Source organism: Pseudonocardia sp. NPDC049154, assembly GCF_040648315.1.
Classification (GTDB): domain Bacteria; phylum Actinomycetota; class Actinomycetes; order Mycobacteriales; family Pseudonocardiaceae; genus Pseudonocardia.
This window is the reverse complement of the sequence record NZ_JBEZDN010000087.1, coordinates 18,755-33,191: the sequence shown is the minus strand read 5'-3', so window position 1 is coordinate 33,191 and position 14,437 is coordinate 18,755. Positions and strand designations below refer to the sequence as shown.

The window sequence follows — 14,437 nt, the reverse complement described above, 5'->3', positions numbered from 1 at the left end:
CGCCCCATCCCTCAGCCACCCCACCACCCCCCCCCCCACCCCCCCCCAACACACGACCTAGGTTGCAGGCGTGCCCGATCTCGATCCCGAGGAGTTCCGCAGGCTCGGCCACGCACTGGTCGACTGGGTGGCCGCGCACCGCGCCGGGCTGGCGGAGCTGCCGGTCCGGCCCGCGGTGCGGCCCGGGGAGATCCGCGCGGCCCTGCCCGCGGACCTGCCCGACAAGCCCGCCGACGATCTCGGCGCCGCGCTGACCGACCTGCTCGACGACGTCGTGGTCCCCGGGTCGCTGCACTGGCAGCACCCCGGGTTCTACGGCTACTTCCCCGCGCAGGCCTCGCTGCTGTCGCTGCTCGGCGACCTCGCCTCCGGCGGGCTCGGCGCGCAGGGGATGCTCTGGTCCACCTCGCCCGCCGGGACCGAGGTGGAGCAGGTGCTCGTCGACGGGTTCGCCCGTGCGCTCGGCCTCGGCCAGGCGTTCACCTTCGCCGGCGGCGGGGGCGGGTCGTTGCAGGACTCCGCGTCGTCGGCGGCGCTGGTGGCGCTGCTCGCCGCGCTGCACCGGGCGTCGCCGGACTGGCGGGAGACGGGCGTCGACGGCACCGAACGCGTCTACGTCACCGCGGAGACGCACTCGTCGCTGGCCAAGGCGGTGCGGGTGGCCGGGCTCGGTGCCCGCGCGCTGCGCACCGTGCCCTTCGCCCCCGGCACACTCGCGATGTCCGCCGAGGCGCTCGCCGCGATGCTCGCCGAGGACCGGGCGGCCGGACTGCGCCCGGTGCTGGTCTGCCCGACCGTCGGGAGCACCGGCACCGGGGCGATCGACCCGGTGCGCGAGGTCTGCGAGGTCGTGCGCGGCGCCTGGGTGCACGTCGACGCCGCGTGGGCCGGGGTGGCCGCGCTCTGCCCGGAGTACCGGCACGTGCTCGACGGCGCGGAGCTGGCCGACTCGGTCTGCACGGACGCGCACAAGTGGCTGGCCACGGCGTTCGACGCGTCGTTCCTATGGGTCCGGGACGGCTCCGCCCTGCCCGGGGCGCTGTCGATCACCCCGGAGTACCTCCGCAACGCCGCGACCGACTCCGGCGAGGTCGTCGACTACCGGGACTGGCAGGTGCCGCTCGGCCGGCGATTCCGCGCGCTCAAGCTCTGGGCGGTGGTGCAGGGCGCGGGGCTCGAAGGGTTGCGGGACGGGATCCGCGGGCACGTGGCGTTGGCGCAGGACCTGGCCGGGCGGGTCGAGGCGGACCCGCGGTTCTCCCTGGCCGCACCGCCCTCGCTCGCCCTGGTCTGCCTGCACGTCCTCGGCCCCGACGGCGAGCCCGACGACGCCGCCGGCCGCGCCCTGCTGGAGCGCGTCAACGCCGGCGGGCGCGCCTTCCTCACCCACACCACCGTCGGCGGCCGCCATGCGATCCGCGTCGCGATCGGCGCCCTCGGCACTGGCCCGGAGCACCTCGACGTCCTGTGGTCCGAGCTGACCCGCTGAGACGGGTCAGGAGATCGTCTCCGGCGACGTCGCGAAATGGGCGACGGTGCCGGCGAGCGCGTGCAGGTAGTGGTCCAGCACCGTCCGGTTCACGTTCTCCAGCCGGTCGCAGGCCTGGTGGTAGCACGGGTCGTAGATCTCGCCGGCCTGCCCGCCGTCGGCCTGGGCCTGCTCCTCGGTCTTCCTCCTGCCGTCGCCGTTCTCCGCTCCCGCCGAGGGGATGCCGGCGGCGACGAAGGGGGTCTCGTCGTCGCCGACGAACTTCTTGCGTTCGGCGTCCACCCCCGTGCTGCCCAGCTGGGCGGCCAGCACGTCGGCCACGGCCGCCGAGCCCGGCGGGCCGGTCTCCGAGACGTCGTCCCCCGTCCCGCCCTGCACGAAGTAGCCACCGTTCGGCGAGGCGATCATGTCCACGTTCAGGTACAGCATGATCTTCCCGCGCTCCTCGTCGGACAGGCCGGTCACGTAGCCGGTCGAGCCCTGCGCGCCGGTCTCCTCCGACCCCCAGAAGCCGAACCGGACGACGTTGCGCACCGCCGGCGACGGACCGAGCCGGGTCGCGATCTCCAGCAGCGCCGCCACCCCGGACCCGTCGTCGACGATGCCCGGTCCCTCCTTCACCGAGTCGAGGTGCGCACCGATCATCACGACGTGCGCGGAATCACCCGTGCGCGTCTGCGCGACGACGTTCTGCGCCGTGGCCCGGCCGTCCTCGCCGCCGCGCCGCCTCGACAACGGGTAGTCCGGTGTCGCGACGTCGTACCCGGCGGCGCGCAGAACCCCGGTGACGTAGTCGACGCTGGCCGAATACCCCGGACCCGGCGAGGCGCGGTTGCCCCCGTTGGCGTCGGCGATCGCCTGGAGCTCCTGCAGGTGCACGACGGTCCCGGCGTCGGTCACCGCGCCCTTGAGCTGCTGGGCCAGCTGCCCGTCGACGACCGGCACGGCCGGGCCCGGCGCCGGCCCCGTGGCCGTGCACCCGGCCAGCACGGCGAGGGCGACGGCGAGGAGCGCCCACCACAGGCGCGTCCGAGTGCGGGACCGGGCCTGCGTCATGCGACCTCCTCGGCGAGGGCGTGCGGCAGGCGCGGTCCGGACCGGAGCGGCCTCCGTCCACGCATTCGGCGCCGGCCCCGGGATCGTTTCGCGTAGACCTGGGAAACCGCTGAGGACCCGGCGCGCGACGCGACGACCGGGATAGTGCCGCGGTCCCCTAGTCCGGGATCTCCCGCTGGTCGGCCACGACCACCCCGAACAGGTCGGCGACGGAGGCGAGGCTCGCCGCCTGCAGGGCGGCGGCCGGCACCTCCGGGCCGCCACCGGTCCCCGGCAGCGCGCGGGTGGCGGTGGCGCCGCCGACCACCGTGGGCGCGTAGCCCAGGCTGAAGGCGCCGCGCGCGGTGGAGTTCACGCACATGTGCGTCATGAACCCGGCGAGCAGCAGCGGGCGGACCGGGTGCTGCTTGAGCAGCGTGTCCAGCTCGGTGCCGGTGAAGGAGTTCGGGTAGTGCTTCACCACCGTCGCCTCGCCGGGCCGCGGCGCGACCCGGTCGACGATCGCGCCGATCTCCTCCCGGACGTCGTACGGCGTGCCGGGGCCGGCGTCGTGCTGGACGTGGACGATCGGGATGCCGGCGGCGCGGGCCCGGTCGAGCAGCTCCTCGGCCTGGTCGAGGGCCGCCTGCACGCCCTCGAGCTCCATCAGGCCGCGCGTGTAGGTGTTCTGGCAGTCGATCAGGACGAGCGTGGACGCAGACAGCGCGGGCGGGTCGGCGGGCAGGCCGCTCACCGCGCGCAGGGTCGTGAGGTCGGACATGGGTCTCCTCCCACGTCGACGGGCAGGGGCACCGACGCTACCCACGGTGGGCGGAGCCGCAGAAGACCCGAACGGCGCGGACCATAACGACAACGATTATCGTTAATTCCATGTCCGACGCCCGCGTCCCCGTCACCGTGCTGTCCGGCTTCCTCGGGGCCGGCAAGACCACGCTGCTCGACCACCTGCTGGCCAATCGCGAGGGCCGGCGGATCGCCGTGGTGGTCAACGACATGAGCGAGATCAACGTCGACGGCGCCCTGCTCGCCCGCGCGACCGAGCAGCTCGTCGAGCTGACGAACGGCTGCATCTGCTCCACCCTGCGCGAGGACCTGCTCGAGTCGGTCGGCGCGCTCGCGCGCGGCGGCGGGCTCGACCACGTCGTCGTCGAGTCGACGGGGATCTCCGAGCCGATGCCGGTCGCGGCGACCTTCGAGTGGGAGTTCGCGGACGGCACCAGCCTCTCCGACCACGCCCGGCTCGACACCATGGTCACGCTGGTCGACGCCTCGACCTTCCTCACGCACCTCGGCGACCCGGCCACCCTGGCCGAACGCGGCCTGCAGGCCTCGCCCGAGGACGAGCGCAGCCTCTCCGACCTGCTGGTCGACCAGGTGGAGTTCGCCGACGTCCTGGTCGTGACCAAGACCGACCTCGCGGCGCCCGGGCGGGTGCCGGTGGTGGAGGCGCTGCTGCGCCGGCTCAACCCGCGGGCCCGGCTGGTCCGGGCCGACCACGGCCGGCTCCCGCTCGCCGAGGTCCTCGGGACCAGCCGGTACGACCCGGTGGCGGCCGCCGACGCGCCGGGCTGGGTCCGGGAGCTGAACGGCAGCCACACCCCGGAGACCGAGGAGTACGGCATCGGCTCGGCGATCTACCGGGCCGGCCGGCCCTTCCACCCGGACCGGCTGCTCGCCGCGCTCGACGACTGGCCTGGACTGCTGCGCAGCAAGGGTTTCTGCTGGATCGCGACCCGCCCCGGCCTCGTCGGGCTGCGGTCGCAGGCCGGCCCGAACCTCGCGCTCGACCCGGTCTCCGCCTGGACGGCGTTCGACGGCCCTCGCGGCCAGGAGATCGCCGTGATCGGACTCGGCGTCGACGCGGCCGGGGTCGCCGCACGGCTGGATCCCGCGCTGCTCACTGACGAGGAGCTGCTCGGCGGCCCGGACGCCTGGCGCGACCTGCCCGATCCGCTGCCCGCCTGGGCCGATCCCCACCGGCACCCCGAGAGCGTCGGTGGGTGAGGTTAGCCTTCCCCACATGACGGGGGAGATCACCGGGCGGTCCGTCCGATGGGGAGCGATCCGGGCCGAACGGTGGCACGTGCTCGCGGCGGTGCTGCTGCTCTGCGGGCACCAGGCCGGCGAGGCGCTGGTCCCGGTCCTGGTCGGTGTCGTGATCGACCAGGGCGTCGCCGCCGGGGACCTGCGCGCGATGCTGCTGTGGCTGCTCGTGCTGGGCCTCGACTTCCTCTTCCTGTCGAACTGCTTCCGCTTCGGCGCGCGCCGGGCCCGGCACGCCGAGCGGCACACCGACCGCCGGTTGCGCCTGCGGATCGCCGACCGCGTGCTGCACCCGCGCGGCGGCGCCGAGTCCGGGCGGCTCCCGGGTGTGCTGGCGAGCGTGGCCACCTCGGACACCCAGCGGGTCGCCGGGCTCGGGTTCGGGGTGCCGCTGCTCCTGGCCCAGGGCACCGCGCTCGTGGTCGCGGCCGTCGCGCTGCTGCGGATCTCGCTCCCGCTCGGCCTGCTGATCCTGCTCGGCACGCCCCCGCTGCTCCTGCTGCTGCACCTGCTGGGCCGCCCGTTGGAGAAGCGGAGCGGGCCCGAGCAGGAGCGGGCCGCCCAGGCGTCGGGCGTTGCCGCGGACCTCGTGGCCGGCATCCGCGTGCTGAAGGGCATCGGCGCCGGCCCGGCCGCGGTGCACCGCTACACCGGCACCAGCCGCGCGGCCCTGCGCGCCACCCTGCGGGCGACCGGCTCGCAGGCCTGGTACCAGGGCGCGGTCCTGCTGCTCAACGGCCTGTTCCTCGCCCTGGTCGCGCTCGTCGGCGGGCGCCTGGCACTGGCCGGCGAGCTCAGCGTCGGCGGGCTCGTCGCCGCCGTCGGGCTCGCGCAGTTCCTCGTCGGCCCGCTGGAGACGATCGGGTTCGTCAACGCCCGGCTCGCGCAGGCGCGGGCCTCGTCTGACCGGATCGCCGACGTGCTCTCGGCGCCGCCGGCCGTCGCGCCGGGCGAGCGCCCCGTCCCCGGGGACTCCCCCGGCGCGCTCACCGTCCGCGGTCTCCGCGCGGGGCCGCTGACCGGGCTGGATCTCGACGTCCCGGCGGGTGAGCTGGTCGGGATCGTCGCCGATCCGGCGGCCGCCACCGCCCTGCTGGCGGCGCTGGCCCGCGAGTCCGATCCCGAGGAGGGCGGCGTGGAGCTCGACCGGGTCCCGCTCGGCGCGTACCCGCCCGAGCAGGCGCGCGCGGCGGTGCTGGTCGCCGCGCACGAGGCGGCGCTGTTCGCCGGCACCGTCGCCGAGAACGTCCGGGCCGGCGGGCCGGGCGACCCGGCGGCCGCGCTCGCCGCCGCGGGAGCCGACCAGGTCCTCGAGAGCCTGCCCGAGGGCGCGGACACCCCCGTCACCGAGCAGGGCCGGTCGCTCTCCGGCGGGCAGCGCCAGCGGGTCGCGCTGGCCCGCGCGCTGGTCGCCGACGCCCCGGTGCTGGTCCTCCACGACCCGACGACCGCGGTCGACACGGTCACCGAGGCGCGGATCGCCGAGGGGCTGCGACTGCTCCGCGCCGGCCGCACCACCGTGCTGCTCACCACGAGCCCGACGCTGCTCGCGGTGGCCGACCGGGTCGTCGTCGTCGACGAGGGGCGGGTGCGGGCCGAGGGCACCCACGCCGACCTGCTCGCCGGCGACCCCGCCTACCGCGGCCTGGTGCTCGCGTGAGCGCCCGCCGGTTGCTCCCCGTCGCCGACGGCCGGGCGGTGCGCGCCGCGATCGGCGAGCTGGCCCGGCCGCACCGCGGGCGCACGGTCGCCGCCGTGCTCGCGCTGGTCGCCGGGGCGGCGGCGAGCCTGGTCACCGCTCCCCTGCTGGGCCGGATCGTCGACCTCGTGGTCGGTGGCGGCACGCCGGCCGCGCTCACCGCACCGGTGCTGCTCCTGGTGGCGGTCGCGGTCGTGCAGGGCGTACTGGCCGTCCTGGGCCTTCGGCTGCTCGCCCGCGTCGGCGAGACCATGCTGGCCACGTTGCGCGAGCGGTTCGTCGCGCGGGCGCTGGAGCTGCCGCTCGGGCGGCTCGAGGAGGCCGGCTCCGGCGACCTCACCGCGCGGGTCACCACGGACGTCACGACGGTCGGCGAGGCGGTGCGCGAGGCCGTGCCGGAGTTCGCGCGGGCGGCGCTGGTCATCCTGCTCACCCTGGTCGGGCTGGCCGCGCTGGACTGGCGGTTCCTCGTCGGCGCGCTGCTCGCGGTGCCGATCCAGGCCTGGACCGCGCGCTGGTACCTCGGCCGCTCGCAGGAGGTCTACGCGGCCGAGCGGATCGCCGGCGGCGCGCAGCAACAGGAGCTGCTCGACACCGTCGGCGGGATCGGGACCGTGCGTGCCTTCCGGCTGCACGAGCGCCGCGCAGCGCGGATCCGCGAGCGTGCGGGCGAGGTCGTCGAGCTCAACCGCCGGGTGGTCGTGCTGCAGACCCGGTTCTTCGGCCGGCTCAACGCCGCCGAGTTCGTCGGGGTCGCGGGCGTGCTCGGGGCCGGCTTCCTGCTGGTCCGCTCCGGCGGTGCGACGGTCGGCGCGGCGAGCGCGGCGATACTGTACTTCATCAACCTGTTCGGGCCGGTCAACCAGGTGCTCTTCCTGCTCGACGTCGCCCAGTCCGCGGCGGCGAGCCTGGCCCGGATCGTGGGCGTCGCCTCGCTGGACCCGGAGACCGAGCCCGAGCAGCCGGGCGTCCCGGTCGACGGCGGGGTGCGCGCCAAGGAGCTCGAGCACGCCTACGTCGAGGGGCACCCGGTGCTGCACGGCGTGGACCTCGACGTCCCGGCCGGGACCCGGGTCGCGCTGGTCGGGGCGTCGGGCGCGGGCAAGACCACGCTGGCGTCGATCCTGGCCGGGGTGCACGAGCCGACCGGCGGGGCGGTCGACCTCGGCGGCGTGCCGCTCGCCGAGCTCGGTCCGGCCGGCGTGCGGGGCACGATCGCGCTGATCACGCAGGAGGTGCACGTGTTCGCCGGCCCGCTGGCCGAGGACCTGCGGCTCGCCCGGCCGGGTGCCACCGACGCGGAGCTGCGCGCCGCGCTCGCCACGGTCGACGCCCTGGCCTGGGTGGAGGCCCTCCCCGAGGGCCTCGACACCGTGGTCGGGGCGGGGGCGCACGCGCTCACCGCGGTGCAGGCCCAGCAGCTCGCGCTGGCCCGGCTCGTGCTGGCCGACCCGCCGGTCGCGATCCTCGACGAGGCCACCGCCGAGGCGGGCAGCGCCGGGTCCCGGGTCCTCGAGGCGGCGGCCGAGCGGGCGCTGGCCGGGCGCACGGCGATCACCGTGGCCCACCGGCTCACCCAGGCCGCCGGGGCGGACCACGTCGTGGTGCTCGACGGCGGCCGGATCGCCGAGCAGGGCACCCACGAGGCGCTCGTCGCCGCGGACGGCGTGTACGCGCGGTTGTGGGCTGCCTGGGCGGAGCGGCACTGATCCGCACCGAGGAGGCCCTGATCGTGAGGCCGTGCACAGCGGTCGACACGAGGCCGAACCGACACGAATCGGACCGACCCGGACACGACGTCCCGAATTGACACGACCGGTTGGTTAGGCAAACCTCACCGGGTTCGTGATCGTCGTCGGAAGGACCCGGATGTCGCACGTCCCCCGCCCCGGCCGTCGGGCCGGGCGCACCGCCCTGCGGGCGCTCGCCGCGGCCGCCCTGACCGCCCTCGTGGCCGGCGCCTGCTCCAGCCCGTCGCAGGCTCCCTCGTCGGACGCACCCGAGCCGTCGGCCGCGGCGCAGAACGCCTTCCCGGTGACGCTGAAGCACGCCTACGGCGAGACGACGATCCCGGCCGAGCCCACCCGCGTCGTCACCATCGGCTTCAACGAGGGCGACTTCGCGCTGGCCCTCGGCGTGGTGCCGCTGGCCGAGCGGGAGTTCTTCGGCGGCTTCGACTGGCAGGCCCGGCCCTGGGCCGCCGCGGCGAAGAACGGTGCGCAGCCCGTTCCGCTGGCGTCGAGCGAGCTGCCGCTGGAGACGATCGCGAGCCTCCGGCCGGACCTGATCCTCGGGGTGTACTCGTTCATCGACCAGCCGACCTACGAGCGGCTGTCGGCGATCGCCCCGACCGTCGCCCAGCCGACGCCCAACGGTGAGGGTGCCGCCGCCACCTGGCAGGAACAGACCCGGATCACCGGGCAGGCGCTCGGCCGCAGCGACCGGGCCGAGCAGGTGGTCGCCGAGACCGAGCAGAAGCTGAAGGACACGGCCGCACCGTCGTTCGCCGGCAAGTCGCTGGCCATGGACTTCATGGTCGACGGCACCCCGTACAAGCTGGGGACGGACGACCTGCGGGCGCAGCTGTTCACGGGGCTGGGCTTCACCGTCCCGGCCACCACCGAGACGCTCAGCCCGGAGACGCTCGGCCCGCTCGACCAGGACGTGATCGTGTCGATGGGCCGCACACAGGAGCAGTACGACTCCCCGGTGTTCCAGAACCTGGACGCCGTGAAGCAGGGCCGGGTCGTGAACATGGGCGGCTACACCACCCCGTTCGCCGGCGCGCTGGGCTACTCCAGCCCGCTGAGCCTGCCGTACGCCGCGGACGAGGTCTCGCCGAAGCTGGCCGAGGTCCTCGGCTAGGAGACCGGCAGCCGGGCGGGGGCGGGGGCGGTCGCGCCGGCGAGCGCCGCCGCGATCTCCCCCGCCCGCACCGCGACCGTGGACAGCAGGGTCGAGGTGATGCCGTGGGTGTGCTCGGTCGCGCCCTGCACGAACAGCCCGACGTCGACGGGCCGGCCCTGCGGGGTCGCGCCCGTGGTCAGCCGGTAGTCGCGCCGGACCTCGGGGCGGCCGGCGTCGTCGCGGGTGCACGCGGCGGCGAGCGCGGGGTCGAGCAGCCACAGCGGGTCCGTGGGCCGGTACCCCGTGGCGTAGACGACGACGTCCGCGGTCAGCACCTCCCGCGCCCCGTCGATCAGCGACTCCACGGCCAGCTCGACCCGGTCGCCGGTGTCGACCACGTCGGCCACCCGGGACACGTTGTGGAAGCGCAGCCGCTCCCGCCCGGCGACCCGCTCGTGGTAGTGCCGCCGGTACAGCTCGGTGATCAGGTCCGGGTCGACCACGGAGTAGTTCGTGTTCGCGTGGTAGCCCATGATCATCTTCTTGACGGGGTCGGGCGCGGCGTAGAAGTCGTCGACCGCCGCCGGGTCGAAGATCCGGTTGGCGAAGGAGCTGTCGTCCGCCGGGCTGTAGCCGTAGCGGGCGAACACCGCGTGCACCTCGGCGTCCGGGTAGGTCCGGTGCAGGTAGTCCACCGTCTCGGCGGCGCTCTGCCCGGCCCCCACCACCGCACAGCGCGCGGCGGTCCGCAGCTGCGGCGCCCGGTGCAGCAGGTCGCGGTTGTGCCACACCCGCGGGCCGAGCGCGACCCCGCGCGGGACGTTCGGCGTGAGCCCGGTGGCCAGCACGACGTTGCGCGCCCGGATCCGCACCGGTCCGCTGTCCGAGTGGAAGCCGACCACCTCGGCGAGCTCGACGGCCCCGTCGTCCTCCACCGGCACGACCTCGGTGACCTCGGCGCCGTACTCGACCACGCCGGCGAACCGCGCGGCGGCCCACTCCAGGTAGTCGTGGAACTCCAGCCGGGTCGGGAACGCGCTGCCGTAGTTGATGAAGTCGACGAGCCGGTCCCGGTCGTGCAGGTAGGCGAGGAACGTGAACGGGCTGGTCGGGTTCCGCAGCGTGACCAGGTCCTTGAGGTACGAGATCTGCATCGTCGCGTCCTCGAGGAGCATCCCGCGGTGCCAGCCGAACCGCTCCTGCCGCTCGACGAACCGGTAGCTCAGCCGCTCCGCCGGCGGCGCCGTGGCGTTGTGCTCGGCCAGCGCGACCGCCAGCGCCAGGTTGGACGGTCCGAAGCCGATCCCGAGGACGTCGACCACCTCCACGCCGTCGGCCGCCCGCTCGGCGCGCGGGTGGTCGGGGATGTTCGTGGGCGCGACGGTCATCGTGTCCTCTCGGTGCCCGGCGTCAGGCACGGTCGGCGAGCCTCTCTTTACTCAGGGCAGGCTAACTTTCCGGCCTCCCGGACTCACGGCTCCGGGCGGGTGATCCGGATCGCGCGACGCCACGCTCCGTCCTGGCCGGACCGACAACCGCTGGTCCGACCGTGGGCAGCCGCATCCGGGGACCGGTCCGCCCGAGCGCCCACCGCCGAGCACTCGGGCGGACCGGCCGGAGCCCCGGCCCGGGACCGTCGCGCCGGACCCGGGCGGGGCGATCACGGGCGGGACCTCAGCCCTGCACGATCCCGGAGTTCGACGTGTCCGCCTGGGCGATCGACTGCTGCGTCGAGCCCGAGAGGATGCCGCCGATGTTGATCGCCGGGCTCACGTCCAGGTCCAGCCCGAGCAGGCCGCCCTGCTGCGAGGCAAACCCGCCGGCCCCCGGCCCGTCCTGCAGGATCCCGGAGTTGGACCGGTCGACCTGGCTGATCGACTGGCTCACCGGGCCGCCCCCGATGCCGCCGACGTTCACCCCCGGACTCACGTCGAGCGCCGCGCCGACGAGGTCCTTGCTCTGGAATGCCGCGCCGGGCTCCGTGCAGCCACCGCCTGACTGCACGATCCCCGAGTTGGACTGGTCGGCCTGCACGATCTGCTGGGTGGTCGGCCCGCTGCCCAGCACGCCGCCGACGTTCAGGCCCGGGTTCACGCCGCCGTCGAGCCCGAGCAGCCCGCCGTCCTGGGTCGCGACCGGGCCGGCGGCGTCGCAGTCGTGCCCGTGCCCGCCCGACTCGCCCGCGAACGCCATCCCGGACGCCGCCAGGGCGAACGGGAGGGCCAGTGCCCCGACCGTCGCCGTCCGACGAGCGGTGGTGCGCATCTGCATGGAGGTCTCCCCTCTCAGGTTTCTCATGACCACCCGTCCGGTACCGCAGCGCGGTTGCTCTGCGTGACCGATCGGGATGTCGAGAAGCTAGCGAGATCCCTTCCGGACGGTCACCGGAGGGTGGCTGAGAGGTCACTGAGGCGAGTCATAACGGCGTCATAATCGGGTTCAACCGTCAACCAGCTCGACCCAGGGTGATGAGGTGAGCGCATGCTGACCACGCTGCGTGAAACCTCAGGACGTTACGGGTCGATCGCGAGAAGTCGGATTCCCCACGAAGAAGCAACCCGGCCGGGCGACGGCGCGTCCGAGATGTGGCGTCAGGTGGCCAGCAGGGTCCTGACCAGGTCCTTCCACTGCGCGACCAGCGGATCGGTGGTGTGGTCGCGCGGATCGAAGGCGTAGGTCAGGGCGGCTCCGCGCATGCTCGTGAGCAGGATGTCGCGGAGCTGGCGGAAGCGCGGGTGCCCGGCGAGCTCCTCGCCGAACATGCGCGCCATCGACTCGCGGATCGCGGACCCCAGCCCTCGCTCGGTCGGGCGCAGCGCCCCGGCGATGTCCGGGTTGGACCGCGCGGCCGTCCACAGCTCGATCGCGGCCCAGAAGTGGGGCTCGGAGAAGCTCTCCCAGAGCAGCTCCACGACCCGGTCGGCACGCCGGCGGACGTCCCGGGTGCCCTCCTCGTCGAGCAGGCGCGTCAGGCGGTCCTCGGTGTCCTGCACGCGCTTGGCGGCGAGGTGCCCGGCGGCGGCGACCAGCAGCAGGTCGCGGGAGGGGAAGTGGTGCAGGAGGCGGCCGCGGGAGACGCCCGCGCCCGCCTGGATGGTGAGCGTGGTGGCGCCGGAGTAGCCGCCCTCGACGAGGGCGGCCACCGCGGCGTCCAGGATCCGGGCGCGGCTGTCGCTCGTGCGCTGCGCCCGGGTCCTGGGTTCGGTGCCCGTCATGAGGTCACAGGCGAGGTCACAGGCCGAGCGAACGGCCGATGACCTCCTTCATGATCTCGGTGGTGCCGCCGTAGATGCGGGTGATCCGGGCGTCCGCGTACGCCTTCGCGATCGGGTACTCGTTCATGTACCCGTAGCCGCCGTGCAGCTGCAGGCAGCGGTCGACGACCCGGCCCTGCAGCTCGGTGCACCAATACTTGGCCTTGCTGGCGTCGACCGCGGTGAGGTCGTCCGCGTTGAGCGCGCGGATGCAGTCGTCGACGTAGTGCCAGGCCAGGTCGATCTCCGTGGCGATCTCGGCGAGCACGAACTTGGAGTTCTGGAACGAGCCGATCGGCTGGCCGAAGGCCTTGCGCTCCTTCACGTACTCCAGCGTCCAGTTCAGCGCGGCCTCCGCGGCCGCGACACCCGCGACGGCGATCGACAGCCGCTCCTGCGGCAGCTTGGTGACCAGCTGCGTGAAGCCCTGCCCCTCGGCCTCGCCCAGCAGGTTCGCGACCGGGACCCGGACGTCGGTGAACGACAGCTCCGCGGTGTCCTGGGCGTGCTGGCCGAGCTTGTCGAGGTTGCGGCCGCGCTCGAAGCCCTCCATCCCCCGCTCGAGCACGAGCAGGGACATGCCCTTGTGCTTCTGCGACGGGTCGGTCTTCACCGCGGTGATCACGACGTCCGCGTTGATCCCGTTGGTGATGAAGGTCTTCGCCCCGTTGACGACGTAGTGGTCGCCCTCGCGGCGCGCCGTCGTCGACATGGAGGCGAGGTCGGAGCCGATGCCCGGCTCGGTCATCGCGATCGCGGTGATCAGGTCACCGGAGACGATGCCGGGGAGCCAGCGCTTCTTCTGCTCCTCGTTCGCGTAGGTGAGGAAGTACGGCATGCAGATGTCGTTGTGCAGCGTCAGGCCGAGGCCCGAGCCGCCGCACCCGGCGCGCATGAGCTCCTCGATGACCACGGCGTTGAAGCGGAAGTCCTTGACCCCGCCGCCGCCGTACTCCTCGGGCACGTCCATGCCGAGGAAGCCGTTCTTCCCGGCCTCGGCGAACACCTCGCGCGGGACGATGCTGTCCCGGTTCCACTGCTCGTCGTGCGGGGCGATCTCGACCTCGACGAACTTCCGGAACGACTCCCGGAAGGCCTCGTGGTCGCTCTCGTAGAGGGTGCGCTTCATGTCCGGGACCTCCTAGCGCGGTGCCATGCGGATGGCGCCGTCGAGGCGGATGACCTCGCCGTTGAGCATCGGGTTCGCCACGATGTGCGCGGCGAGCAGACCGTACTCGCTCGGCTTACCCAGCCGGGCCGGGTGCGGCACCTGCTTGCCCAGCGACTCCTTGGCCTCCTCCGGCAGGCCGCCCAGCAGCGGGGTCTCGAACAGACCCGGCGCGATGGTGTTGACCCGGATCTGCGCGCTCGCGAGGTCGCGGGCGATCGGCAGCGTCATGCCGACCACGCCGCCCTTCGACGCCGAGTAGGCCGCCTGCCCGATCTGGCCCTCGAAGGCCGCGACGGAGGCGGTGTTGATGATGACGCCGCGCTCGCCGTCGACCGGGTCGGTCTGCGCGATGCGCTCGGCGGCCAGCCGGATCACGTTGAACGTGCCGATCAGGTTGACCGTGACGACCTTGGTGAAGGCGTCGAGCGGGAACGCGCCCTGCTTGCCGACGGTCTTGATCGCGTTGCCGATGCCGGCGCAGTTGACCGCGACGCGCAGCGTGCCCAGCTCGGCCGCGACGTCGAGCGCCGCGGTGACCTGGGCCTCGTCGGTCACGTCGGCTGCGGCGAACCGCGCCTTGTCGCCCAGCTTCTCGGCGATCTCGGCGCCCTGCGACGACGGCAGGTCGACGATCACGACCGACGCGCCGGCGTCGAGCAGGGTCTCGGCGGTGGCGAGGCCGAGACCGGAGGCCCCGCCGGTGACGAGCGCGACCTGTCCGGTGATGTCCATGGGTGAGGAACCTCCAGCTCGGTGGGGAGAAGCGACGAGGGCGCGGCGCCGGCCGCGGCGGGCGCCCCCCCGGGGGGGGGGTAGGTCAACCAGGAGGTTGTTGTGTTTTGGGTGGGGCGCCCCCCCCCCCACAGGAGGGGTCCCGT

The 14,437-nt window shown here is 74.2% G+C and carries 12 protein-coding genes; 5 read left to right on the top strand and 7 right to left on the bottom strand.

The genetic code is table 11. The features are described from left to right. Positions 1-70 precede the first annotated feature (70 nt). The gene (locus AB0B41_RS30465) at positions 71-1,489 is read left to right on the top strand and encodes a pyridoxal-dependent decarboxylase (protein WP_358209419.1); all 1,419 of its coding nucleotides are present in this window, start codon (positions 71-73) and stop codon (positions 1,487-1,489) included. 6 nt (positions 1,490-1,495) lie between these two features. On the opposite strand, the gene AB0B41_RS30460 is transcribed toward AB0B41_RS30465, so the two are convergent. Both AB0B41_RS30460 and AB0B41_RS30455 read right to left on the bottom strand, forming a co-directional pair. Then, positions 1,496-2,545 (bottom strand): M20/M25/M40 family metallo-hydrolase, encoded by a 1,050-nt coding sequence (locus AB0B41_RS30460; protein WP_358209417.1) that lies wholly within the window; start codon positions 2,543-2,545, stop codon positions 1,496-1,498. Positions 2,546-2,702: 157 nt separating this feature from the next. Beyond that, positions 2,703-3,305 carry a cysteine hydrolase family protein gene (locus tag AB0B41_RS30455; RefSeq protein ID WP_358209415.1) on the bottom strand — a complete coding sequence of 201 codons (603 nt, stop codon included), beginning with the start codon at positions 3,303-3,305 and terminating at the stop codon, positions 2,703-2,705. 110 nt (positions 3,306-3,415) lie between these two features. Here AB0B41_RS30455 and AB0B41_RS30450 point away from each other — a divergent pair, with 110 nt between their 5' ends. The 4 genes from AB0B41_RS30450 (at position 3,416) to AB0B41_RS30435 (ending at position 9,152) form a co-directional block, all read left to right on the top strand. Beyond that, a complete protein-coding gene (locus tag AB0B41_RS30450; RefSeq protein WP_358209413.1) occupies positions 3,416-4,549 on the top strand; it encodes a GTP-binding protein in 1,134 nt (377 codons plus the stop codon). Between the two features lie 16 nt (positions 4,550-4,565). After that, complete coding sequence (locus tag AB0B41_RS30445) at positions 4,566-6,248, top strand: ABC transporter ATP-binding protein (protein WP_358209411.1); 1,683 nt, start codon at positions 4,566-4,568, stop codon at positions 6,246-6,248. Further along, positions 6,245-7,996, top strand: coding sequence for an ABC transporter ATP-binding protein (locus AB0B41_RS30440; RefSeq protein ID WP_358209409.1), 1,752 nt, complete (start codon positions 6,245-6,247; stop codon positions 7,994-7,996). Before AB0B41_RS30445 ends, AB0B41_RS30440 begins: the two co-directional genes overlap by 4 nt. 160 nt (positions 7,997-8,156) lie before the next feature. Further along, entirely contained in the window at positions 8,157-9,152 is a 996-nt protein-coding gene (locus AB0B41_RS30435; RefSeq protein ID WP_358209407.1) for an ABC transporter substrate-binding protein, read from the top strand. Here AB0B41_RS30435 and AB0B41_RS30430 read toward each other — a convergent pair. The 5 genes from AB0B41_RS30430 to AB0B41_RS30410 form a co-directional block, all read right to left on the bottom strand. Continuing rightward, positions 9,149-10,522 (bottom strand): lysine N(6)-hydroxylase/L-ornithine N(5)-oxygenase family protein, encoded by a 1,374-nt coding sequence (locus tag AB0B41_RS30430; RefSeq protein WP_358209405.1) that lies wholly within the window; start codon positions 10,520-10,522, stop codon positions 9,149-9,151. The genes AB0B41_RS30435 and AB0B41_RS30430 overlap by 4 nt on opposite strands. Positions 10,523-10,808: 286 nt before the next feature. Continuing rightward, positions 10,809-11,405, bottom strand: coding sequence for a hypothetical protein (locus AB0B41_RS30425; RefSeq protein WP_358209403.1), 597 nt, complete (start codon positions 11,403-11,405; stop codon positions 10,809-10,811). Between the two features lie 320 nt (positions 11,406-11,725). After that, positions 11,726-12,349, bottom strand: coding sequence for a TetR/AcrR family transcriptional regulator (locus tag AB0B41_RS30420; protein WP_358209401.1), 624 nt, complete (start codon positions 12,347-12,349; stop codon positions 11,726-11,728). A gap of 16 nt (positions 12,350-12,365) precedes the next feature. Beyond that, the gene (locus tag AB0B41_RS30415; protein WP_358209399.1) at positions 12,366-13,517 is read right to left on the bottom strand and encodes an acyl-CoA dehydrogenase family protein; all 1,152 of its coding nucleotides are present in this window, start codon (positions 13,515-13,517) and stop codon (positions 12,366-12,368) included. Positions 13,518-13,529: 12 nt separating this feature from the next. Further along, positions 13,530-14,291: a 3-hydroxyacyl-CoA dehydrogenase gene (locus AB0B41_RS30410; protein WP_358209397.1), complete on the bottom strand. Its 762-nt coding sequence runs from the start codon at positions 14,289-14,291 to the stop codon at positions 13,530-13,532. Between the last annotated feature and the right edge of the window lie 146 nt (positions 14,292-14,437).